Raw genomic sequence first — 21,649 nt, forward strand, 5'->3', positions numbered from 1 at the left:
ATGGTACTGGAGGTTACAAACTGAGATTGCCATTTAGACTACTCACCTACGCAAACTCTAAATAGGTGGTTTTAAATACCTTACTTTACATTTGAGACTGTGAAATTTGATCATATAAATTCCGGGCAAAATAGTAATTTCAACCAATTGATTTCCAAAGAAACCGAAAAAGAAATTGACTTAATAATCGGATACCTTCAAGATATTCTCTGGGGCTTTGAAATCCATCACAACCTGTTGACTAGCATCATGGCAGCAGTCAATTCTCCGAAATATTAGGCATACTAAACAATTCCAAGTCACTGCCCTAATACGACAATTGGAATCATATTATTTCGGGGTGAAGTTGAACACCAACAAAGGTACATGTAGCTCATTTCGCTAATTGGCTGTCATATTATTGGCAACAGGCTCGCAGTAAAACATTTAGAATTAGACCTTTCTGTTCATTAAAATTACAATTGTCACAATATATAGTATAACGATCGAAAATGGTATCGCAACAAATCGGTATACTGGCAACAAATACCAGAGGATAAGCACAATAAAGGTTCTTGTAATAGCATGGAAAGCACCAACCCAATGGTCAATGATCCACGTCAGAGGCAGCCACATTAATCCTGTTAAGATACCTACTGTGAGAGGCAGCGAAGAATAATCAACTAAAAAAAAGGGAATAGCAATCGCATAAACTAAAATAGCCTGACCCGCAGTAAGAAGGAACAGTTTATCAAAAGTGTTTTTAGGCTTTGTTTTGTCAAGGAAATTCTCACCCGTGAATTTTGATACAAACATCCCCAAATAAACGATACTCCCGGTTGCAACAAATAACACCCAGACCATGGCTGTGCTGGATAAAAAAATCCCGCCCAGGCCAACAATCAACCAAGCGATCAATCCGGCAATTGGTGTAGCTAGTAACTTCGCTTTTTTAAATTCCTCCTTTTGCTGCTCTAGAGTCCTTATCAGTTGTGTCATCTGCAATTTCGTTCTAAAATATTTACGACCTTAACCGTTAATCATTTGAAGTTGAAATCCTTACGCATCCTCTTTCTATACTTTATAATCCCCACAGTTTTTTCAAAAATAGGACATTATTTTATTGTATAACAATTTGGTATTTGTAATTGATCGGAAAAGTTAAACTTCATACTCATTTTATAATCCCATGAAAAATTCGTTTATCAGCGTCGGGATCTAAGAGCTTGGCACCTAGCAATAATTAAAGCAAGACAACAGAATATTAGTAGTCATTAGCAGATGCGCAATCATTCCAATACTCTATAATTCACCGAAGCATATTGACCAATTGATCAAACCAGGTTTGTTTTACAAAAACCTTAACTGATGCACTGTATGCATCTACTACCATCCTCTGATTTATTGCAGTGAAAAAGAAAAGATAAGGAATACATTGCAAATTGAGCTCTTCATCGGTTTTTAGTTTACTCCTTAGCTCGTACCCCTTCAATATAGGCATATTAGTATCAGAAAGATCAAAAAAGGCATGGCCTTTGTGCAGTGCAGCTATTCTATGACGATTGCACCATTTGAGAAATATTTGCTCTCATTTACATAATCCCATGATTCGAAAGCCTTCTTCATAAGAAATTGATCATCTTCATCGTCTTCAATGATTATGATATCTCCATGCTTATTCATGCGGAAATTGTTTTCAATTGACTGCTCAAAAGTTACAAAAATCCAGCCAGTCGCAAGCACGAGCGAATCAATTTTCAAAACACTTTAGCGCCCAAAGAAGAACCTGTCTCTCTTTGGAACAAAGGATTGCCATTGCCTTCTAATTTCCAATTCTGTCTCTCTGCATACAAATCAGATCCTACTATGGGAAATAATATGTCTGCACGTTTGATTTTTATCTGTCACTTGACCTTGAATCGTACATCCATCAACTGAATGGTTTTCTTCAAACAAAGGTCTTTCATTCTAGCTAAGATTTGTTCTAATCAGGCCTAATCCAACAAACGGCGTTCCAAACCACCGAGTATAGTTACTGAACAGCGCTCCACCGAATGCTCACAATTAATTAACCTCAGCACTTTTAGTTATCATTTTAATCGGAGTAGTTTTGCAAAAAAATTTACAATAAAACGCTGAAATGAAAATTGCAACAATGGCTTTAGCCTCCCTTCTACTGATTAGTTCCTGCAAAGATAACAACGACGCAACACCGACTTTTACAGAAACCAAGGTTAGTTTAACCACGCATAAACTGGCAACATTCTCTGCAATAAAAAACAAAAAATATCTGGTTGTTTTTGAATCTGGGTTAGGCGACGATCATACGATATGGAATAACAAAGCAGTCGCTTCGCAAGTAAAGAGCAACCATGATGTACTTATGTATGACAGGGCAGTTTATGGTCAATCCGAAAATGGTCCAACTCCAAGAAATATTGACCGCTTACGAAGTGAACTGGAAAGCGTTGTAGATAAATTTTCAAACGGAAGAAAAGTAATATTGATCGGGCACTCCTTGGGCGGAATGATCATAAGGGATTATGCAGTTAAAAATCCCCTCAAAACGGCAGCCCTCTTGTTTGTTGATCCCTCACACGAGTTTTATAATCATCCCGCGCAGGCTGAGGAAGACATGCTATACGATGCTTCCAAAAATGCGAATGGTGCAAATTTTGGTGGGACGCTGGAAGCCAGGGAATTTATAGAAGATCTACATTATATTAGCGCATTGCCATCTTTACCAAATGTCCCGGTAATTGTGCTGACCAGCATGCGAACGGATGCGACTCATTCATCATCAGTAATGCAAACCTGGTATGAAGCGCACGAATTACTTAAAACTGGGGTAACTGATTTTACTCATGTTGCCACCACCAACTCGGGACACTATATCATGGTTGACGAACCGACTCTGGTAATTGACAATCTCAAATTATTGATTTCGAAATTGCCTTAAAACGGAACTCTGCTGACGGTGACCTGTTCCCTACAAAATCAACTGCATGCATCAGACGCTTCTTAAAATTACTTTTGAAACGTAATTTCAACCGTAAGATCGCCGGAAAATGGTTTTTATATGGCTGATATTTTATGAACAACGAATCTGAGGTAAGACCCGAGATGTATGTCAACGGAGGGTTGGTTATTGGAAGCAAAAAAAGGGAGCCATTTTTTGAAAATGCCGTGTCTGGCGAGATTCTGACGAGCGCGGTATCGGATAAAGTTTCTGTAAAAGATATTCTGGCAGTGGTGGCAAATTTCTCATTGGGAATTACAAACACAGTATCACGATTGACATTTGCAACTTTAACATATTTAGTAACGGCAGGTTCTGCCGGCCGGTAATTTTCACAGGAAAAAAATACGATAGCAGAAGAAGCAAGAGCCATTTTGAATGCGTTGCAATCTTTTCGGCGAAAGCGGACAGGCCTCAGACCAAACAGAGTCATATTCAGTAGCGTTTGAATGAAAGGTAAATTAGATTTTGTAACCGGTAATTTCACAACGTAAACAATTCTTGAAAATTTTACGCCATTTGTGAAATATTACATACTTTATCCTGCCATGATTAAAGGGCAAACATTCTTAAGATTAACTATAATAACCAAAGACTTTTCATGATTATGAACCAAAAGTAAAGCCATTTGTAAGGTTTGCACCTACCATGACTATCGTATTTGCTTCTTCTTTTCTGCACTCCCAATTACAGGAAGTATTAAAATCAATGTATCCATTTTTGATGACCGCTTTTCTAAATCGCATATTACAGGTCTATTTTTGAATAGATTCCGGATAATCCGTTACCACCTATACCTTTTCGATGCATCATGTACTATCTCGCCTGTATGGAAAAAAGCTGAAATTTTTCTGTGGATCTGGTATTCCCTGCAAACCACCCGTCAAACCTCTGACTGTAAAAACAGCCCTGCAAATAATTATTGGCGTTTTAAAGATAAGGTTGCACTGAAAATTCAAGGACACCTGGTACTGACCAACGCAATTTCATAGCCTACACCGGGAGCCGTCTATTCTCTATTCTCAGCAATAATAGTTGTTAAGCCTGTAATATCGCCGGTATACATTTAAGAAAAGTTGCGCCCGTCGAAATCATGTTTGATTATATGATCGGCTCAAAATTAAAAGGGATTCTTGGTCAAACGGAAATAGAGAAAATTTCCGGTAGATACAATGAAAACATGTATAAATAAACTGATTAGGCAGTTGACAAAGTAAAATTTGATGCGTGATTGTGAACCAATATTACTCCTATCTAACCGGCCTTTCTTGCTCAAAGAGGCCGGTTACGCTTTAAGTTGGCTCAATTAAGGGCTTATTTTCTGTCCACGAAAGAAGCTGTCATAAAAAAGGTCATATACACAGCCCGTTCTATTCGGCTAGGATAAAGTCGATAATTTAAAGTACCATATACGTTTGCCCGGATTGTGCACCAAGGACACTTTTTACATAGGCTTGCGCTACCCGGTTCATTGTTACAGGGATATGTCCCGGAAAATATGAAAAATATCCGGGTGATTCTTCCACCACGTCCGGGCCGACGGCATTGATGCGTACCCCGTTTCCCAGCTCGATCGCTGCTGCCCTGACAAATGAATCAAGGGCACCATTGATCGCGCTTACCGAAGCGCCCAGTACAACAGGATCTTCACTTAGACTGCCCGATGTCAGCGTAAAAGATCCTTTCGGATTAATATAGTGCTGGCCTAAGAGCACCAGGTTGATCTGGCCCATCAGCTTGCTGTCAAGACCGATCCTGAATTCCGCATCAGTCATATCTTTCAAAGGCCCAAAATGTGCATCGCCAGCAGTACTGATCAAAGCGTCAAAGGGGCCAACCTTTTCAAGCAGCACTTTGATCGATCTGTTATCGCTTATGTCCACCTGGTAATCCCCGCTTTTAGAACCCACTTTAATGATCTCATGGCCGCTTTCCAGCGCTTTTACTACATGTTTTCCGATGGTGCCGGTGGCACCGATGATGATAATTTTCATGGTTTATTTTCTTTTAGTTTGACGAAGTTATTCCAATACTTTACTTTTGGCAAGTAGTTACCTTTTTGTCAAGTAATGACAAAAAGGTATTAAATAAGCCAGTGACGGATTATGGACGAAAAAAAAATACCGAATTATCACAGTGCCGACGAGTGCCCCATTACAGCTACCATAGATGTGATCGGTGGCAAGTGGAAACCACCAATTATCTGGCTGTTATTAAAGGGGCCTATGCGGTTCGGAGAACTGCATAAAACCATTCCAACCATGGCGTTGAAAGTATTGTCCCGGACTTTGAAAGAAATGGAGGCCGATGGTATCATTAAACGTAAAGCCTTTCCGGAAATTCCGCCGCGTGTAGAGTACTCGCTAAGCCGGAAAGGTGAATCCCTGCGGCAGATTATGACCCTAATGTCTGAGTGGAGCCGTGAGCATATTATAAATCAGGTTCCCGGGGAGCAGTAGGCGTTTTACACCTTACCGAATCACGCCAGGGCTCCTATGTAGACTACCATTATCCTTTCAGGCTCTTAAGGCAATGTGCCCGGTTTTATCTTGCCATATGTGCGCTAAAAATCTGAGCAGCGCCACCGGAACGCAGTTATGCAATGGTGGTAATGGGATCACCTCTGAGCCTAACCTAGCGGGAAGCAAGCTTATAGATCTATTTATCAAGCAATATCCTCTGATTTGTCTTGCCGGTAAGCAAGAATTTACAATCTTCAAAAGCAGGTGCAGAAAATCTGGCCGAAAATTGTTGCCTAATCGTAAGGCTCTTTAGGCATTAAGAGCAAGCCCTCTTCGCATATCTTATTCTCATTTTTATCCTGAAAAACTTTTTACGCATAACTTCCTTCAGGAATCTCGAATGTGAACTGCAAACTTCCGCTGGCCGCTTTTAACGTTTGGGGATAGCAGCAATTTTTCGTGCCGGACATTTTACTTGCTGTCAGAAAGTTCCACCACAACGGGCCTTTGCGAGTCTAAATATTTCTCACAACAACACCGGGCTTTATACTGTGAGTGAGCGCACCTGAAAGGATCAGAGCCATTATTATTTTGAACACAGCCATCAGTTTTATCAAAGGGTTGGTCCTTAGAAGATGTTACTGGCCGATAACAGAAAACAGATCCAGGCTACAACGGTTAGCCATGTTCCGGCGATATGGAATTGTTCGGCCTTATTGATTTGTTGCCGCCAGTCTGACGGTGGCCTATCCGGGTTCCAGTCCAGAGTGGCCGCATTGATCTTTACCGTCCCGATGATCCTGATATAAATCCAGACTGCCAATGCAGCCAAAGCAATCAACCTTAGCGCTAATGTGATCATATTTGTGCTTAACACCGCCAGGGCGGTAGCAGTTAACACCGTAGGTACAAAGAATAAGGGCACCAGCCACCTTAACTTACGCACCAGTCCTTGTCTGAGCTGGATCTGAGGCCGCTCCTCCAATACAGATGCGGGGCCGCGGAAGCCATAATGAGCGGCAATCTCCAGCCCGGTCAATATCCCCGCAAAAAATAAATTTACTGTTTCTGTCAGCTCCATATAAGGTGTTACTTTTAAGCAAATGTACCCTACCAAAACAGATTAAAATAGCTACATTTAAACAAAAAATAGTCTGATATCGTCATTATGCAGATTCAGTTAGATACAGCGAAGGGATTAGGCATGATGCAGATCCTCGCAGCGGCAGCAGGCCATGAGATAAACAATGGCGTTTTGCAGATGCCGGAAAATGTTGGTGCGGGATACATCAAAAAAATTGATTTGGGTCCGATGATGAGCCTGGCTGTCCATCACTATGAGCTTCGCAAGGATTTCACATTAGACGTACCTTCCCATATCAGTAAGAAAAATTGGGTCACATTTAGTTTTCGAAACATTTTACTTTTAAACGGGACGCTGCCTTGTGTTCAGGTAAGTTCGGCTGGCGTGAATCTTCATATGTTTTTTCCTGCCTTAACAAAAATCAATACGATTCTCATACATATTCACAGAGATCTACTTAAAGAATTGGCTGGCAGCGCGCATAACAATAAAATACTGCAAACGATCATTCAAGCCAGTCAGCCATTTTTGTATGAAGAAATCTGTTCACCGCAGATACTTAATACGGCTGCAGAAACAATGGAAGCAGGCGCGCATCCCGCGTTACAGCATTTTTACCACCGGATAAGCGCAGAACAACTCATCTGCCATCTTTTTAATGAATTACTTAAACGAAAAACTGAAACGGATTACCAGGTCAACCTTACTGACCTTAAAATGATTTACGAAATTCGCGACAAGCTTATTGCTAATTTAAGTGTCACTCCAAATCTTACCCAGATGGCTGCATTAGCACATATGAGTGTAAGCAAAATAAACAGGCTATTCAAACAGGTCTTTGGGACTACGATCTGTAATTACCATCAGAAACTGCGTATCAATAAAGCGGCCGAGCTGATAAAGAATCAGCAGTACTCTGTAACACAGGCCGGTTATGAACTCGGCTTTTCCAATCTCAGCCATTTTACCAGGGTCTTCGTAAAACACATTGGCATAAAGCCGAAGAAATTCTCATCCGGCTGGTTAGATTCATTAGCTATAAATTAATTCTTATTACGCGTTGGGAGCCCTACATATCCAAGCCAATCCAGTATAGCGGCGTGTAGGACCAATACATCTCAGATTACCTCATTTTCATATAAAACCTTATCATAACCATCACTTTTCCAGTCCTGAAGTTCGAAATTGTCAATGGCACCATGCCTACAAATGCTCCTTGCGTTACCAAAGCTGCAGCGGTGGTCGCTCCGGCGAGTGCAACTGACAATGCTGCTTCTCCACTTACCGCGGTTCAAAACCAGAAGCATCAGCTACGAATGCCCGGCTTGCTACTTTGGCCGCACCGAGAACCATAGCTGCATAATAATGTCCAGCTTTTTGACCACTATTTTACGCCTCACCATAACCTAGCGTTACCCTTACCGGATTTCCACCATGTATATGGTCATGTAATGCTGACGCTAACACCCATTGCGAAATCTTCAAGGCTTTTGCAGCAAATCCTGCCACCTCCCATCAGGATCTGAGAACCTAATCGCATTAGGATTGCGGGAACTATCTAACAGTAATTTGGATATAAGATTTTAATAGATATTTGTATAATTTTACAATTATCTTATGCTCGTAGACAGTTTTTTGCCAATAAAATCTATTGTTGACTGACGAACATTATAATCCTTCGCTAAGGAAGGCCATTGCCGTAACGAGTCCCGAGTTTGATTTATAATCTCCGTAATAAGACCTTTAGGCAATTTGAATTCTAAACCGAGTTTAACAAGCTCTCTTTCACCAGGGTTTCTCCCCTCGCCCATCACCATGGTACTTTGTTCGCCCGAAGGGCCACTTGAAAAAGTCAAATCATAAGCCGGTGCTAGCCTCCAACTCCCTTTTTCATTCATAAGAAAGCTAAAATTCTTTCCATGATCATCCCGGTTATGGGCCATGACATTGAAAACGGCCAGCCTATACATCTTCTCAATCTCACGAATATCCTTGGTTAGACTTCCAGTCAAGGTTAGAAGGTCCTCATAATCCAGTGATGGCGTTCGGAAGTTACTATGTAACAGTCCACTCACAGTATGCATGTGGTAACATTTTTCACCTTCCCTATCAAACCGTTTGACAGCAAAATACCCCGCACCACTCTTTCCTTCAAACAAATGAACCTCAGGCATTAAAATGCCTGCATCCTTTGCCATGAGTGCATAAACATATTCAACAGCACCAGAATCCAATCCATCCTGTGAATTTGGAAATTTCACCAACCAATGCTCAAAACAGTCTGAAAGTTTCTTGGTCCCATATACTATTTTCCGACGGCTCTTGTCCAGCCCTATCAATGCTTTTGGCCGCGCTCCGGCAGATGATCCATTTAAGGTTAGAAGTTCTTGAATAACCTCGTCCGAGCTCCCCTGCAGGACCATCTGTGCTTGTTGCGCTAGATAATCCAAATCAATCAGCTCATCAGTATCAGGTAGGGCATGGTCGGGTTCATAGACTAAGGCTCCCATACCGTTCGATCCCACATAAGCCAAGCGATCAAGTGGCGAAATATCAGCAGGAAAAATGCCTTGAGAACGTAAAAAGCGATCAAATAACAAGCGGCCCCATCCGTCTGGCAAGCTATCATTGAAAACCCCCGCTAGCCCCTCAAAGGGTGTTGAGGCAAATGCAATCAAACCAGGCTTTAAAGGTAAGCGCAGCGGTGAAATCTCTAAGTTCTTTTGAATAAAAGAACGATCGTATTCAAAATAAATCGTACCATCACGAGCCGCCAACCGCCCAACAGGAAGGGTTGTAGACCCAAAATCCAAACCAACTTTTACTTCTGGAATTGGCCTTTTCATTTGTGACGTCCCCGTTTAGGTGTTGAACCTTCATTTCCTTTTAACACCTCATCAATCGAAGCATAAGTTGGCTTCACCAGTTTGGTTGCTTCAATGACCTTTTCTAATCCACCAACGACTAAAAGGATTTTCAAAAAGGATTCCAGTGAGATGGCCCCTTGCTGCTCAAATTTCCGTAACGTCGGCAGGGCAACGCCAGAACGCTCTGATAATCCCTGCTGGGTTAAGCCAGCATTCAAGCGCCGCGATCGGAGATTTTCTGCAAGTTTCCGCTGAGCCCTTGATGGCGATATAAGTGATACCATTATATTACTTACTAAATAAACTATGTATTAGTAATACTATTATATTACATAAATAGTTCAGATACAACTCCGACATTTAATTACGATCAAGAGACCGAATAGCTCTCAAACTCTGGAGCAAAATGATGCGAAAGAAATAAAAGCTGTTTAATAAAAATTCTATTAATATGTCAAGGTATATAGTTAAATTCTTTTGGTATTGTCCTAAAATCGTGAAACTGCATAAATTCCATTGAATAGGAATGATACCTGGAAATTCAATTCGATAATTTGTTAACTTGTGTTAGCTTCATAAAAAGCTCCCAAGCGAAATGGTACCTAAAAATTCATCCTGAAATCTGGGCTAAAAGCCAATTGACGGATAAAATTAGTCAGGAGCATAATATTGCCGTAAGCAGAGCCTGCAAAATAAATTAATTCGCTTCCAATATTATTATGACAGCAAAAAGGATGATAGCGTAGTTGTTGATTTCATACAGGAACTGGGGTTTAAACCGCATCGGCCGAATCCTTACTATGGTTTCAGGAAGCTATTCGCTTATCTAAGAAAATCAGGAAAGCCCTGGAATCATAAAAAGGTTTACAGGATTTACAAGCTGTTAAAGTTGAATAAGAAACGTAAGGGAAAAGAAGGTTGCCGGAAACATCCTGATCACAGTCGCTTTACCCTGGTGAGAACTACCTACTTTTAAAATACCTCTTCTGGCCGTAGGCAGGTAATGGGCAGTTCCTTGAAACTGGACTCAATTTCTTCTTTTTAAAAAAGAAAATCAATATCCTTCGGACCACCGGACAGGTAGCGTTCCTGACATTCGAGCTGTTGTTTGCAGAATTCTTCAAAGATAATTTTACCACAAGGAATCACCAGGGTGATCAAATAGCCTGCAAACAAACACCATTCCTGAATGGCAAATATTTATATCAAAGCAATACAGTCGCATCTTTCATCTCTGCGGACAATATCTTCGAGAACTCCTACTCCATAGTCTATTGATACTTTTTTATTGTCAAGCAACAGCAGTGCTTTCTCTTTGGCAACCTGACTGGTATCAAACGCGGTTACATTCCAACCTTGCTTCGCTGCAATTACAGCATTTCTACCTCCACCTTCCGCAGACAAAGCAAACTTCTGGGCCTCTGTTTACTCCAAGTAGCAGGACAATTAAGAAACGAAGATAATTGATGCTTGATATAACAGCCTAGTGAGCGTTTGTTTGAATCGTATCAAGGTTTAATAAAATCACCACGACTCAATTTAATAAGATCAGCACAACATTGTTTAATAAAAATACCACGACATTATTTAATATTTTTGTCACATCTCAATTAAATTGTGCTAGCACAACACAATTCAATAAATTAACCACTCTCTGATTAAACTGGTATGCCAACACCACGCGAAAGATTTGTAGAGGCGCTTCAATTCCTTCATGATTTGCAGCAAAAAGGAATTGTAGGCATTTCATACAGACGATATACCCAATCGGAAGTATCGGGAAATACTTTTAAAAAATGGATTCATCCGGGAAGTAACGAAAGGCTGGTACATTGCTATTAATCCTGAAGCAAAAGATGGTGAAACCACAGCCTGGTATAGCTCCTACTGGGATTTTGTTACGGTGTTTCTTGATCGCAGGTACGGCAGTAACTGGTCATTATCTGCCGATCAGTCCCTACTGCTCCATGCAGGCAATCATGTGGTTCCCCAACAATTGATAGTACGATCCCCCCAGAGGAATAACAATCCCACACCACTACCGCACAAAACATCGCTGTTTAATATCCGTGGCGAACTAACAAAATTGGGTCTTGACTATATTGATCTGTACCTGATACATCGCCCGCAGGGAGACGTAAGCTCATCCTGTACTGCGATGGAAGAATTATACAGAGAAGGTAAAGTAAGGGCCATAGGTGTAAGTAATTTCAATATGAATCAGATTCAGAATTTACTTAAGAATCATAGTGTGATACCAGGAGTCAATCAGGTCGAAACACATCCATTTTCCCAAAAAACAGAAATGCAGAAAGCTTTGAAATCTTAAAGCATCCAACAGGAGCCCTGGGCACTCTTTGCCCAGGGTAAAAATGATCTTTTTAATAATGACCTTTTAAAAGTGCTTTCAAGCAAATATAATAAGAGTATTTCCCAGGTAGTTCCACGATGGTTAATTCAAAGAGAAGTAGTTGCTATTCCGAGATCAACAAATGTGAAAAGGATTACTGAAAATTTTAATGTATTTGATTTTGAGTTATCTGCCGATGATATGGCAACCATCAAATCGTTTGATAGAGGCAGCGGACTAATTTATAGTGTTTAAAAAACATTTGAAAATCCGACTACAACAACTACCAACCTGACTACTTTTCATAGAACGGAAATCAAGAATTTTGTACTTGAAATTTATTCACTTTTTAGAAACAATTCAAAAAAGAATTATGCAAAAGAGAAAATTAGGAAACAGCGGATTAGAAGTTTCCGCATTGGGTTTTGGCTGTATGGGTTTAAACTTTTTGGACGGCAAAGGTCTTGATAAAAAAGATGCCATAACACTACTGCGCAACGCAATTGAAAGGGGGATCACATTTTTTGATACAGCAGAAGCTTACGGACCATACACCAATGAAGAACTTGTTGGCGAAGGATTAGAGCCTTATAGAAAAGACGTTATTATCGCAACAAAATTTGGCTGTAAAGATGCCAGACCAACAACAGGTTTAGACAGTAGGCCCGAAACGATCAGAGCAGTGACCGAAGCATCGTTAAAAAGGTTAAAAACCGATTACATTGATCTGCTTTATCAGCACAGAGTTGACCCCAATGTTCCAATAGAAGATGTTGCAGGTACAGTAAAAGACTTGATACAAGAGGGTAAGGTTAAATATTTCGGTTTATCGGAAGCAAGTACAACAACTATTCGCAGGGCACATGCAATTCAACCTGTATCAGCATTACAAAGCGAATACTCCTTGTTTTGGCGTGAACCTGAAAATGAGATCATACCAACATTAGAGGAGCTGGGAATTGGTTTTGTTCCGTTCAGCCCTTTGGGCAAAGGCTTCCTCACAGGTACAATAAATTCAAAATTAGCAGATGTAGACCGCAGAAATGTCATTCCTCGTTTCAGCGAAGAGAACATTAAAGCTAATCTGGTTCTAGTGGACGCACTTTCTGAGATCGCCAAACAAAAAAATGTTACGACTTCCCAGTTAGCGATAGCCTGGATCTTAGCGCAAAAGCCCTGGATCGCACCCATACCAGGCACTACGAAATTGCATCGTTTAGAGGAAAACATTGACAGCACAAATATTGTATTAACGGCCGATGAACTTGCAATTATCAACACAACAGTAAATGGAATTACACTTGTGGGGGAGCGCTATCCCGAAGTTTTAGAAAAACAAATAGACAAATAAAAAGCTAACATCAGTGCAAAATATTAAAGGAAAAGTAGTTGCTATTACAGGTGCAAGTAGTGGAATGGGCAAAGCCATTGCAATAGAATTAGCAAAAAACGGTGCAAAGGTTGTTCTGGCTGCAAGGCGAACAGAACAATTACAACAAATTGTTAAAGAAATTGAAAGCAAAGGTGGCTTCACCACCTTTGCTAAAATTGATGTGAAGAATAAAGCCGATTTAGTCCGGTTGGTAAATACAGCAGTTGAGCGATACGGAAAATTAGATGTCATTGTAAACAAAGCAGGTGTTAGCCAATTAAGTCGTATTGACGAATTAGATATTGAAGGTTGGGAAGAAATGATTGACATTAACCTCAAAGGTTTTTTGTATGGAATGGCGGCTGCAATTCCCGTTTTTAAACAACAACAATCGGGACATATCGTCAATATCATTTCAACGTCAGGCATAAAGATTGTACCAACGCAAGGTGTTTATGCAGGAACTAAAAACGCTATTCGCACTATTGCAGAAGCATTTCGTCAGGAGTCAAACGGAAACATACGCATTACAGGCATTTCGCCCGGGTTTGTAAAAACAGACTTTGCGAACAACATAAAAAACGAAGAAATGAAAACAGCTGTTCAAAAAGGAATGGATCAAATTGCCATAAATCCCTTAGCCATTGCCAATGCTGTCTTTTATGCAATAAGTCAACCAAACGATGTTGAAATCGGCGATATTGTTATTCGTCCATCAAAACAAAATTGATTAAATTCGTAAACGAAATGCAACAACAATCCAACATCAGTCACATTCAAAGTATATCGCAACTTGTGCGTGTCTTGGGATTTCCTGCACCATTGCACCCATTGATCACCTTGGTTGATTATAATAACGTTTCGATTGACCTGTTTCCAAAAGGCCAAAAAGTAAGTCTTGATTTTTACAAGATTTCCTTTAAGCCTACATTCACCGGACACATAAAATACGGACAGGGCTATTACGATTTTGAAGAAGGCGGATTGGCATTTCTGAAGCCAAAACAAATTGTTTTTCCACCAGAAGACATAGAGAGCTATGAAGGTATCGCTTTGTATTTCCATCCGGACTTCATACGGAATTATCAATTAGGAGAAACCATACATCAATATGGCTTTTTCTCTTACGACGTTTCAGAAGCTTTATTTTTATCGGCAAAAGAAAAAGTAGTTATAGCCAATTTGTTTGCCTCCATAGCCAACGAATTACACAACGATATCGACAAATTCAGTCAGGATGTTTTGGTGTCGCAAATAGAATTGTTACTGAATTACAGCAATCGTTTTTACAACAGGCAATTTATTACCAGGAGAGCTGTCAATCACGAAATCGTAACTGCTTTGGACAAACTTTTAGACAACTATTTTGAAGAAAACAGTCTGAAAAAGGGTTTGCCATCCGTGAGATATGTCAGCACTGAATTAAGGCTGTCGCAACGCTATTTAAGTGATATGCTGAGTTCATTGACAGGTCTAAACACACAACAATATATTCAGCATGCCATCATAGAAAAAGCCAAAGAAAAACTATCAACGACAAATCTATCCGTTTCGGAAATTGCTTATGAACTGGGCTTTGAACATTCACAGTCGTTCAGCAAACTTTTCAAGACGAAGGCAAAGGTTTCGCCTCTTGAGTTCAGACAGTCTTTTAATTAAAAGACGACAGAAAAGCAGACTACTGAGAGCCAATTACCACGTAACCAGGGTTAGGTGTCACAGACCATCAGGATTCAATTTTCCTTAATTATTGACACCCGGAGCTACATGGATTCTTCCTAGGTATTCGTTCCAGGCCTGATAAATAGGATCTAATATGGGTTGGTCATAGCCACAAAAATTAACAAGCCGGTCCTTTATATACAAAGAAGTAATACCGTGTAGAAAACACCAGAATTGCAGCGATCCATCGAGAGGATCGGTGTAGATAACAGATTTCTCGGCCATACATTCCTTTATTGTACGCTGCAAAATTTCAAAGGTCTTCTGAAAATTCCCCCAGGGTCTGTTTAACTCAGTAACATTCATTGGCGACTGCAACAGGAACATCAGATCATACTTTTCTGGATTTTGTATACCAAAATCAATATAAGTTTTGCCGAGATCATTTAATCTGCTGAATGCATCTTTATCTACGTCAGCAAGCCGTATTGTGCTAAGCAGGCTTTCAAAAGCTAGCTTTTGCATATCGTAAAGTATAAGATCCTTGCTTGGATAATAGAGGTAGATCGTTGTTGGACTATAATCTATTTTTTCTGCAATTTTTCGGATGGTTGTAAAGTTCAGACCTTTCTCTGAATACAACTCATGAGCAGCATCAAGGATCAGTTTTTTCATTGCTGCGCGTTCTCTGAATTTTCTCTCTGGTATTCCCATGCTCAACGATTCATTGTTACAGGTAATTTTCTTTTGGACAGGAGGTTAACTGTCTTATTTTCGTTAGTGTACAAATACTTAAATTGCTTTACAATGCTGATGATTGATAATCTCTACGCCCCTTTTCCGTTAGCAGCCCTCTTAAAAAATGAGTCCTGATTTCGGACCAGGATTTAGTTTCTTTAAAGTTCAACCCCATAACCTTAAGCCATAAGAGTGAAATTATTTCCACGTCTATATCCTGCCGGTACACCTTCTGGGCAATACCCTTCCTTAGGTTGCCTACCAAAAAATCCGTCCTGAATTCAGATTCGAAGTCCGTCAATACTATCCAGGCCTGAGGATACTGTCTGCTGAGATCCCTTGAAAAATTAGGATTACTCACATGAATCACGCCAGATACACAGTTCCAAAGTGCGACAAACTCTTCAATGGTACTAGGGTGCTCTATCCGGATCCTGTCAGACTGAGATTTTACAAGATCTATTTGAAACAAGATTACATCCTGTACTAAATGCTCTTTACTTTTGTAATAAGCGTATAAGGTTCGTTTGGAAATTCCGCTTTGGAGTGCAATATCTTCAGTGCGTACAGCCTTAATTCCGTAAGCGGTGAACAGATTTAAAGATTTTGCTACAATATTATTTTTTATACTCTGCTGTTTCACAATCATTTTGGCCGAACTTGCAGTGTTTCATTGTCATTAAAAACGGTATCCTGTGCGTTGCCCGCTGACTTGAAATCCCTGATCAAATAATCTCCCAGTGTTCTGCAATTTTGCTGTTAAACATCCGGAACGTTCTGTATCCGTAAAAAACCTCAGTTCCCCCGCTAACCTTAGCCATTGTGGAAAGTGCGCTCACACTAATCCTGATGCAGCAGATAACCAATTCTCCCAAAGTTGTCAGACCAACTATCTCTGTTGTATGCGCAACCATGCGGTCCAGTTCGCGCAGGTAAAGCAAGAGTCCTTCCTTATTTTGAAACGACCTATGCGGCATGGAATGATCTACATAGTCATCGTCCAGATAGACTGATAGCTCTGCAAACCTTTTCTGGTTCCAAACCCTGTTGAGGTATTTTACCACCAAATCCACATCCGGGTTAGTAAGTGATTCGGCGTGGTCTGCTTTTGAGGTGGTTGTATTATTCATTCTTTCTTAGGTGTTTATTAGTGAAAGGTTACCGCAGATCAATCCGCTCAGTGCCCATTTGTTATTTCCGTTGACTGGCCAAGCCCTTCTTAATCTTCATCATGATACGGTCAGGCACAAAGTTTGGGAGTTTAGAGTTAAACCAGTTTTGAAAACCCACTACTTTTTTCCCGTTGCCTTCCAAAAGATGTTTTACACCCTGCTTTGCCACTTCTTTGGGATGCATGGGTTTGGTTTTGTGAAGATTGGTAGATGCCATCTCAGCGGTTGTAAAACCAGTATCTACTGTACCTGGATATAGAGAGATAACGGTAACACCAGTGCCGTCCAATTCTGCATCAAGTGTTTCGCTAAATGCCCTTACAAAGGCTTTGGTAGCAGAATAAACAGAAAAATAGGGCATTGGTAAAAATGAAACCACTGAGCCTACATTCATGATCCGTCCTGACTTGCGGCTGACCATATCTTGTGCAAAGAGCTTGGAAAGTACCACCAGGCTGGAAATATTTAACTGAATCATGCTGAGTTCTTCTTCCAAAGGCGTTTCAGTGAAATGGCCATAGTTGCCTACAGCCGCATTATTGACCAGGTGTGTCACTATAAAGTTTTCCTGCTTCACTGCTTTGTATAGGCTCGTCGCAGCATTTACATCAAAGAGGTCGGCAGCATAGTACTCAACTGCGATCCCGTATTTACTTGTCAATTCAGTTTGCATCTGCTGCAATTTGGATTCGGTGCGGGCGACCAATATCAGGCTGAATTTTTTCGAAGCCAATTGATTGGCCATCTCATAACCAATACCGGATGATGCCCCGGTGAGCAGTATGTATTCTTTCATAGTCATTAAAATTTAAGTTGGTACGATTTGCGTTTTGAGTTTAATCTTACCTTTTACATTTAGATGATGTACTATTTCAAAAAATCAGCATCCTGATATGCCGGGTTTGGATAGGAGTAAAAACCTTCCCCCGTAGCGATACCCAGCTTATTTTTATCTATGAAATTCTCTTTCATAAACTGCTGTCTTTGTTTCCAAACCTGGTCCCCGGTTGACTCAGCCAAGGATGTGACCACATTGTAGGCCGTATTCATTCCCACGAAATCCAGCATAGCCATGGGTCCCAGATCAACCCCAAGGCTTTTCATCCAGGTCTTGTCAATGGATGCGACATCGGCAACTCCATTGCGGTACAGATCGAAACCTGCAATCAGTAATGGTATCAAGAGTGTGTTGGTGATGTATCCGGGCTGCTCTTTGTAAATTGGGATAGCTACCATTCCAATCGATTTAGCGAATTGAACAATCTGATCGAAAATTTCAGGATCTGTGCCGCCGTGCCCCATGATTTCAGCCAGATTATTCTTCAACAGGTTAGTAGCAAAGTGCAATGCCAGAAACCGCTGCGGCCTGCCTGTTTCAGCCGCAAACTGGCTTGGCAAAAATGTGGAAGAATTAGTGCAGAAAATGGTTTTTGCCGGAGCAAGCCCACTCAGCCTGGTGTAAAAATCCTTTTTGATCTGGATACTTTCGGGAATTGCTTCAATGGTCAGATCCGCATCTTTTACTGACTCTGCCAGATCGGTCGTAAAACTTATTCTTGATACAGCAGCATCCAGATCGGCGAGGTTCGCATTGATATCTTGCTGGCAAAGTGCTTTGAACTGCTCAAATTTCAGTTTCGCATTTTTAAGTAGCTCTTCGTTTATATCAAATAGTGTGACATCATAGCCGTGATAGGCAGTTTGAAAGGCGATCTGTGCACCCAGTACACCAGATCCAAATACGGTGACGTTATTAATTTTCATCTTTATGAATTTAAAATATTTGTTTGATAAGCATTTTTAAGAACGATTCTGAAAGGCCTGAAAAGCAGGCCCCTGCATTTTGTAGTCATTTAACTTTGCATCGTTTGTCTCACTCCTCATCCATATCATTATCAATGCTTGGCGGGATCAATTTGTACATCACCGGGGTAACGATCCTTGAAAGTATCGTGGAGCTGATCAGTCCACCGATCAGTACAATGGCAAGTGGCGCAATCTGCGGATTGGGGTTCATCGCGATCGGGATCAAACCGCATATCGCCGTTATCGAAGTAAGCACCACCGGCAGGAACCTGGTTTCCCCGGCAATGCTGATGGCCTGCTCTATACTTTTACCTTCTGCTCTAAGCTGGTTGGTAAAGTCGACAAGCAGCAGCGAGTTTTTAACCTGTATCCCGGAGAGCCCGATAAAACCAATGATCGAAACCAGAGACATCGGATTGCCTGTCATCAAAAGAAACAGCACCCCACCCAAAACGCCCAGCGGGATGATCGATAAAACGATGATGATCCCCTTGAAGGTTTTGAATTGCAACAGCAGCACGCCAATAAATAGAAATGTGCTTAAAATGATGACTGCAAGAAAATTTCCGCCCAGCGCATCACCTTCTGATTCGGCCTCGCCCGACAACTTGTAATAATACCCCTTCGGCATTTTCAATTTGTTCAGCTGCGGCACCACATCTTTCAAAATATTGTTGGCCAGCATGTTGTCCTTTGTCAGCGAAGTAACCTTGGCAAACCGTGATTTGTTGAAATGGTTGATGGCCGTTGGCGATGTTTCAAAGCCTATGGTAGCAATCTGATCTATCTGTACCGGTGCCCCCTGGATGCTGCTCACATAAAGATTTTTTAGTGCATCCAGATTTGAGAACTTCTCGCGCGGAATGGTAATCACAACATTTCTGGCATCCCCCCTGTCATCAATGTAATCTCCGACATTCAAGCCGGCAACGGCCAGCCTGATCACCCTATCGATGTCGCTGGTCATCACGCCCAATGTCCTGGCTTTTTCCTTGTCGATGCTGATCTTCACATCCGACTTATAAGTATTCAGCTCGTTATTGATAAAAAAGGTGCCCGGGTGTCTGCGCAGAATATCTTCCACTTTGAAGGTAAGCGCGCGCAGCGTATCCTGATTATCTCCGAAAACCCTGACGACGATATTGGCTTCAATCGGGGTACCCTGGTCAAAATCCTTTACCTCTATTTTTGCATAAGGAAAATCACTGAACTTGCCCCTTAATCTTTTGATCAGCTCTGTTTTGGCATCCGGACTTGTTTCTTCCTGCAGCTGCACAAAAATCTGAGCAAAGTCCGGTTTAATATCCTGCTGGTGGACGTTGTAATAGATCTGCGGATTACCCTTCCCCACATTAGAGGTGTAATAAACGATCTCCTTATGTTTTTTCAGCTCCGTTTCAACGAGCCTTGCAGCCCGGTCACTTTCAGGGATGTTGGCCTGCAGCGGCATTTTAATATTGATCAGAAACATGGGTTTTTCCGAGGTAGGGAAAAGTTTAAACCCTGCCAGCGGGAACAGTAAAAATGCCAGTACGCTCAATGCAAGCGATATACCAATCGTTACTTTTGGCCACTTTAAGGCCAGCGGCATGATGCCCCGGTAAGAATAGGTCAGAAAGCCTTGCAATTTCCGAAGAAAGTAATTACCCTCTCCGTGGTCGTGGGTTTTCAGGATCTTGCTTCCGATGAAAGGGACCAGCGTCAGCGCTACGATCATCGATGCCAGCACACTGGTAATGATGGCCATCGGTAGACTCCGTATGAACTCACCGGCCATATCCGGCAAAAAAGCCAAAGGTAAAAATGCGATCACAAGCGTTGCGGTACAGCCCACAACGGCTGCCCCGATCTGGCGGGTGCCTTTCAGGACGGCATCTTTTCTGGAATGTCCTTCCCTGAGCCATCTTTCTATATTTTCAACCACGACGATGCTGTCGTCAACCAGAAGCCCCAGTGCAACCACAAGACCGACAATACTGAGCTGGTTAAGCGAGTAGCCCAGAAGGTTCATCGCAATCAGGCCCAGGGCGAGCGAAAGTGGAATGGAGATCATCACGATCAACGATGGTCTGAAACCCAGTGGCAGCAGCGTGACAATCACAAGCACAATGGCCAGTCCGAAATCAAAACCAAGGTGTCCCAGCCGCTTGGAAACCATATCAGCCTGGTCGAAGTTTTTGACCATTTTGATGTTTTCAGGCAATGTTTCGCTGAATTCTTCCAGTACAGGTGTGTACTGCTTTTTAACCTGGCTGATGTCCACATCGTTTTTCATGGCAGCTGTCACCAGAATACAGCGCTGGCCGTTGATGCGGGTGATGTGGCTGACCGTGCCGTCTTTGTAGCTCACCTGGGCAACGTCTTTGAGGTAGACTATTTTCCCGTTGGCGTTGTAGATGACCGTGTTTGCGACATCCTCTGCATTTTTGAACTTGCCGCTGGTTTTGACATTAAAAACCTTGCTGTCCATATGGATACTTCCGCCCGGAATGTCTGCCGCTTCACTTTGCAGGCTGCCTGCGACCAGGTTCATCGGTATTCTCAGCTGCGCGAGCTTATCCAGCTGCAAATCAATACGTATTTCCTGCTCGGGCATCCCGGTGTATTTCACCTCGCGAAGGTTGGTGATCTTTTCCAGCTTGGTCTTTAAGATATCTGCCTGGTCTCTCAATGTCTTCGCAGAAGCCGTATTGGATATGAGCGCAACCTGAATGATTTTCACATCGGATGAAGCGATTTTTTCGGTCTTGATCTGGTAGATCTCCTTGGGAAGCTCGCTGTTTTTCAAAGCGTTGATTTCCGTAGAAATTTCCTGGTACTTATTATCTACATCCACACCATATTTGAACTTGATCTGGATGGCGGCTACGCCGTCTTCCACCGTGGTCAGGATCTTGTCGATATTCTCCAGACCGTAAATTTTATTTTCTATGGGTTTTACGACCTGTTCTTCCATGTCCTTTGGACTGGTGCCCGGGTAGATTACCGTCACCAGATACTGTGGCGGATGGGTAGTGGGATCTTCTGAGCGTGGCATGGTCAGCAGCGTCAGCACGCCGACAACAGCAATCAGAAGGAAAATGATTAGGGTGAACTGATAATTTTTAACAGCGAAACTGGTAATTTTCATTGCTTTGA

The 21,649-nt window shown here is 41.7% G+C and carries 22 protein-coding genes and 2 pseudogenes; 10 read left to right on the top strand and 14 right to left on the bottom strand.

Annotated features, from left to right (window positions below; genetic code table 11):
- Window positions 1–432: 432 nt before the first annotated feature.
- Both IEE83_RS17565 and IEE83_RS17570 read right to left on the bottom strand, forming a co-directional pair.
- Complete coding sequence (locus IEE83_RS17565; protein ID WP_194121833.1) at window positions 433–978, bottom strand: DUF7010 family protein; 546 nt, start codon at window positions 976–978, stop codon at window positions 433–435.
- Window positions 979–1,527: 549 nt separating this feature from the next.
- Window positions 1,528–1,740 carry a hypothetical protein gene (locus tag IEE83_RS17570; RefSeq protein ID WP_194121834.1) on the bottom strand — a complete coding sequence of 71 codons (213 nt, stop codon included), beginning with the start codon at window positions 1,738–1,740 and terminating at the stop codon, window positions 1,528–1,530.
- Window positions 1,741–2,119: 379 nt separating this feature from the next.
- On the opposite strand from IEE83_RS17570, the gene IEE83_RS17575 reads away from it, so the two are divergent.
- A complete protein-coding gene (locus IEE83_RS17575; RefSeq protein WP_194121835.1) occupies window positions 2,120–2,938 on the top strand; it encodes an alpha/beta fold hydrolase in 819 nt (272 codons plus the stop codon).
- A 134-nt stretch (window positions 2,939–3,072) separates the two neighbouring features.
- A complete protein-coding gene (locus tag IEE83_RS17580) occupies window positions 3,073–3,327 on the top strand; it encodes a hypothetical protein (protein WP_194121836.1) in 255 nt (84 codons plus the stop codon).
- 276 nt (window positions 3,328–3,603) lie between these two features.
- Here the strand turns inward: IEE83_RS17580 and IEE83_RS17585 are convergent, their stop codons facing one another.
- Window positions 3,604–3,744 carry a hypothetical protein gene (locus IEE83_RS17585; protein WP_194121837.1) on the bottom strand — a complete coding sequence of 47 codons (141 nt, stop codon included), beginning with the start codon at window positions 3,742–3,744 and terminating at the stop codon, window positions 3,604–3,606.
- Between the two features lie 651 nt (window positions 3,745–4,395).
- The gene (locus IEE83_RS17590; protein WP_194121838.1) at window positions 4,396–4,992 is read right to left on the bottom strand and encodes a short chain dehydrogenase; all 597 of its coding nucleotides are present in this window, start codon (window positions 4,990–4,992) and stop codon (window positions 4,396–4,398) included.
- A 111-nt stretch (window positions 4,993–5,103) separates the two neighbouring features.
- Between IEE83_RS17590 and IEE83_RS17595 the strand changes: the two genes are divergently transcribed.
- Entirely contained in the window at window positions 5,104–5,457 is a 354-nt protein-coding gene (locus tag IEE83_RS17595; protein ID WP_194121839.1) for a winged helix-turn-helix transcriptional regulator, read from the top strand.
- Window positions 5,458–6,088: 631 nt separating this feature from the next.
- On the opposite strand, the gene IEE83_RS17600 is transcribed toward IEE83_RS17595, so the two are convergent.
- Complete coding sequence (locus IEE83_RS17600) at window positions 6,089–6,541, bottom strand: hypothetical protein (protein WP_194121840.1); 453 nt, start codon at window positions 6,539–6,541, stop codon at window positions 6,089–6,091.
- A gap of 87 nt (window positions 6,542–6,628) precedes the next feature.
- On the opposite strand from IEE83_RS17600, the gene IEE83_RS17605 reads away from it, so the two are divergent.
- A complete protein-coding gene (locus IEE83_RS17605) occupies window positions 6,629–7,591 on the top strand; it encodes a helix-turn-helix transcriptional regulator (RefSeq protein WP_194121841.1) in 963 nt (320 codons plus the stop codon).
- Window positions 7,592–8,154: 563 nt separating this feature from the next.
- Here IEE83_RS17605 and IEE83_RS17610 read toward each other — a convergent pair.
- The gene (locus IEE83_RS17610; RefSeq protein WP_194121842.1) at window positions 8,155–9,390 is read right to left on the bottom strand and encodes a type II toxin-antitoxin system HipA family toxin; all 1,236 of its coding nucleotides are present in this window, start codon (window positions 9,388–9,390) and stop codon (window positions 8,155–8,157) included.
- Window positions 9,387–9,695: a helix-turn-helix domain-containing protein gene (locus tag IEE83_RS17615; RefSeq protein ID WP_194121843.1), complete on the bottom strand. Its 309-nt coding sequence runs from the start codon at window positions 9,693–9,695 to the stop codon at window positions 9,387–9,389. The genes IEE83_RS17610 and IEE83_RS17615 overlap by 4 nt, the downstream gene beginning before the upstream one ends.
- Window positions 9,696–10,201: 506 nt before the next feature.
- On the opposite strand from IEE83_RS17615, the pseudogene IEE83_RS33755 reads away from it, so the two are divergent.
- Window positions 10,202–10,327 (top strand): annotated as a pseudogene (locus tag IEE83_RS33755) (IS3 family transposase); the annotation flags it as partial.
- 284 nt (window positions 10,328–10,611) lie between these two features.
- Here the strand turns inward: IEE83_RS33755 and IEE83_RS33605 are convergent.
- Window positions 10,612–10,815, bottom strand: coding sequence for a methyltransferase domain-containing protein (locus tag IEE83_RS33605; RefSeq protein ID WP_369009347.1), 204 nt, complete (start codon window positions 10,813–10,815; stop codon window positions 10,612–10,614).
- Between the two features lie 264 nt (window positions 10,816–11,079).
- On the opposite strand from IEE83_RS33605, the gene IEE83_RS17625 reads away from it, so the two are divergent.
- The 5 genes and pseudogenes from IEE83_RS17625 to IEE83_RS17650 all read left to right on the top strand — a co-directional run bounded on the left by IEE83_RS17625 (window position 11,080) and on the right by IEE83_RS17650 (window position 14,792).
- The gene (locus IEE83_RS17625; RefSeq protein ID WP_194121844.1) at window positions 11,080–11,253 is read left to right on the top strand and encodes a hypothetical protein; all 174 of its coding nucleotides are present in this window, start codon (window positions 11,080–11,082) and stop codon (window positions 11,251–11,253) included.
- Between the two features lie 154 nt (window positions 11,254–11,407).
- A pseudogene (locus IEE83_RS33610) lies at window positions 11,408–12,016 on the top strand (aldo/keto reductase).
- Window positions 12,017–12,134: 118 nt separating this feature from the next.
- On the top strand, window positions 12,135–13,112 hold the full coding sequence (locus tag IEE83_RS17640) for an aldo/keto reductase (RefSeq protein WP_194123447.1): 978 nt from the start codon (window positions 12,135–12,137) through the stop codon (window positions 13,110–13,112).
- Between the two features lie 13 nt (window positions 13,113–13,125).
- Window positions 13,126–13,863, top strand: a complete 738-nt coding sequence (locus IEE83_RS17645) for an SDR family oxidoreductase (protein WP_194121847.1) — start codon at window positions 13,126–13,128, stop codon at window positions 13,861–13,863.
- 17 nt (window positions 13,864–13,880) lie between these two features.
- Entirely contained in the window at window positions 13,881–14,792 is a 912-nt protein-coding gene (locus IEE83_RS17650; protein ID WP_194121848.1) for a helix-turn-helix domain-containing protein, read from the top strand.
- Between the two features lie 84 nt (window positions 14,793–14,876).
- Here the strand turns inward: IEE83_RS17650 and IEE83_RS17655 are convergent, their stop codons facing one another.
- The 6 genes from IEE83_RS17655 to IEE83_RS17680 all read right to left on the bottom strand — a co-directional run bounded on the left by IEE83_RS17655 (window position 14,877) and on the right by IEE83_RS17680 (window position 21,641).
- Complete coding sequence (locus tag IEE83_RS17655) at window positions 14,877–15,509, bottom strand: TetR/AcrR family transcriptional regulator (RefSeq protein WP_194121849.1); 633 nt, start codon at window positions 15,507–15,509, stop codon at window positions 14,877–14,879.
- Window positions 15,510–15,597: 88 nt separating this feature from the next.
- Window positions 15,598–16,182 (bottom strand): TetR/AcrR family transcriptional regulator, encoded by a 585-nt coding sequence (locus tag IEE83_RS17660; RefSeq protein ID WP_194121850.1) that lies wholly within the window; start codon window positions 16,180–16,182, stop codon window positions 15,598–15,600.
- Between the two features lie 76 nt (window positions 16,183–16,258).
- Window positions 16,259–16,663, bottom strand: a complete 405-nt coding sequence (locus IEE83_RS17665) for a hypothetical protein (protein ID WP_194121851.1) — start codon at window positions 16,661–16,663, stop codon at window positions 16,259–16,261.
- A gap of 61 nt (window positions 16,664–16,724) precedes the next feature.
- Window positions 16,725–17,501 (bottom strand): SDR family NAD(P)-dependent oxidoreductase, encoded by a 777-nt coding sequence (locus IEE83_RS17670; protein WP_194121852.1) that lies wholly within the window; start codon window positions 17,499–17,501, stop codon window positions 16,725–16,727.
- Window positions 17,502–17,572: 71 nt separating this feature from the next.
- On the bottom strand, window positions 17,573–18,469 hold the full coding sequence (locus IEE83_RS17675) for a 3-hydroxyacyl-CoA dehydrogenase (protein WP_194121853.1): 897 nt from the start codon (window positions 18,467–18,469) through the stop codon (window positions 17,573–17,575).
- Between the two features lie 109 nt (window positions 18,470–18,578).
- Window positions 18,579–21,641, bottom strand: coding sequence for an efflux RND transporter permease subunit (locus IEE83_RS17680; RefSeq protein ID WP_194121854.1), 3,063 nt, complete (start codon window positions 21,639–21,641; stop codon window positions 18,579–18,581).
- Between the last annotated feature and the right edge of the window lie 8 nt (window positions 21,642–21,649).

The sequence above is a fragment of the Dyadobacter subterraneus genome, from assembly GCF_015221875.1.
In the GTDB taxonomy this organism is placed as follows: Bacteria; Bacteroidota; Bacteroidia; order Cytophagales; family Spirosomataceae; genus Dyadobacter; species Dyadobacter subterraneus.

Coding starts and splice junctions, on each gene's coding strand:
- IEE83_RS17565 (WP_194121833.1), bottom strand. CDS start 978: ATGACACAACTGATAAGGACTCTAGAGCAGCAAAAGGAGGAATTTAAA.
- IEE83_RS17575 (WP_194121835.1), top strand. CDS start 2,120: ATGAAAATTGCAACAATGGCTTTAGCCTCCCTTCTACTGATTAGTTCC.
- IEE83_RS17580 (WP_194121836.1), top strand. CDS start 3,073: ATGAACAACGAATCTGAGGTAAGACCCGAGATGTATGTCAACGGAGGG.
- IEE83_RS17585 (WP_194121837.1), bottom strand. CDS start 3,744: ATGCGATTTAGAAAAGCGGTCATCAAAAATGGATACATTGATTTTAAT.
- IEE83_RS17590 (WP_194121838.1), bottom strand. CDS start 4,992: ATGAAAATTATCATCATCGGTGCCACCGGCACCATCGGAAAACATGTA.
- IEE83_RS17595 (WP_194121839.1), top strand. CDS start 5,104: ATGGACGAAAAAAAAATACCGAATTATCACAGTGCCGACGAGTGCCCC.
- IEE83_RS17600 (WP_194121840.1), bottom strand. CDS start 6,541: ATGGAGCTGACAGAAACAGTAAATTTATTTTTTGCGGGGATATTGACC.
- IEE83_RS17605 (WP_194121841.1), top strand. CDS start 6,629: ATGCAGATTCAGTTAGATACAGCGAAGGGATTAGGCATGATGCAGATC.
- IEE83_RS17610 (WP_194121842.1), bottom strand. CDS start 9,390: ATGAAAAGGCCAATTCCAGAAGTAAAAGTTGGTTTGGATTTTGGGTCT.
- IEE83_RS17615 (WP_194121843.1), bottom strand. CDS start 9,695: ATGGTATCACTTATATCGCCATCAAGGGCTCAGCGGAAACTTGCAGAA.
- IEE83_RS17625 (WP_194121844.1), top strand. CDS start 11,080: ATGCCAACACCACGCGAAAGATTTGTAGAGGCGCTTCAATTCCTTCAT.
- IEE83_RS17640 (WP_194123447.1), top strand. CDS start 12,135: ATGCAAAAGAGAAAATTAGGAAACAGCGGATTAGAAGTTTCCGCATTG.
- IEE83_RS17650 (WP_194121848.1), top strand. CDS start 13,881: ATGCAACAACAATCCAACATCAGTCACATTCAAAGTATATCGCAACTT.
- IEE83_RS17655 (WP_194121849.1), bottom strand. CDS start 15,509: ATGGGAATACCAGAGAGAAAATTCAGAGAACGCGCAGCAATGAAAAAA.
- IEE83_RS17660 (WP_194121850.1), bottom strand. CDS start 16,182: ATGATTGTGAAACAGCAGAGTATAAAAAATAATATTGTAGCAAAATCT.
- IEE83_RS17665 (WP_194121851.1), bottom strand. CDS start 16,663: ATGAATAATACAACCACCTCAAAAGCAGACCACGCCGAATCACTTACT.
- IEE83_RS17670 (WP_194121852.1), bottom strand. CDS start 17,501: ATGAAAGAATACATACTGCTCACCGGGGCATCATCCGGTATTGGTTAT.
- IEE83_RS17675 (WP_194121853.1), bottom strand. CDS start 18,469: ATGAAAATTAATAACGTCACCGTATTTGGATCTGGTGTACTGGGTGCA.
- IEE83_RS17680 (WP_194121854.1), bottom strand. CDS start 21,641: ATGAAAATTACCAGTTTCGCTGTTAAAAATTATCAGTTCACCCTAATC.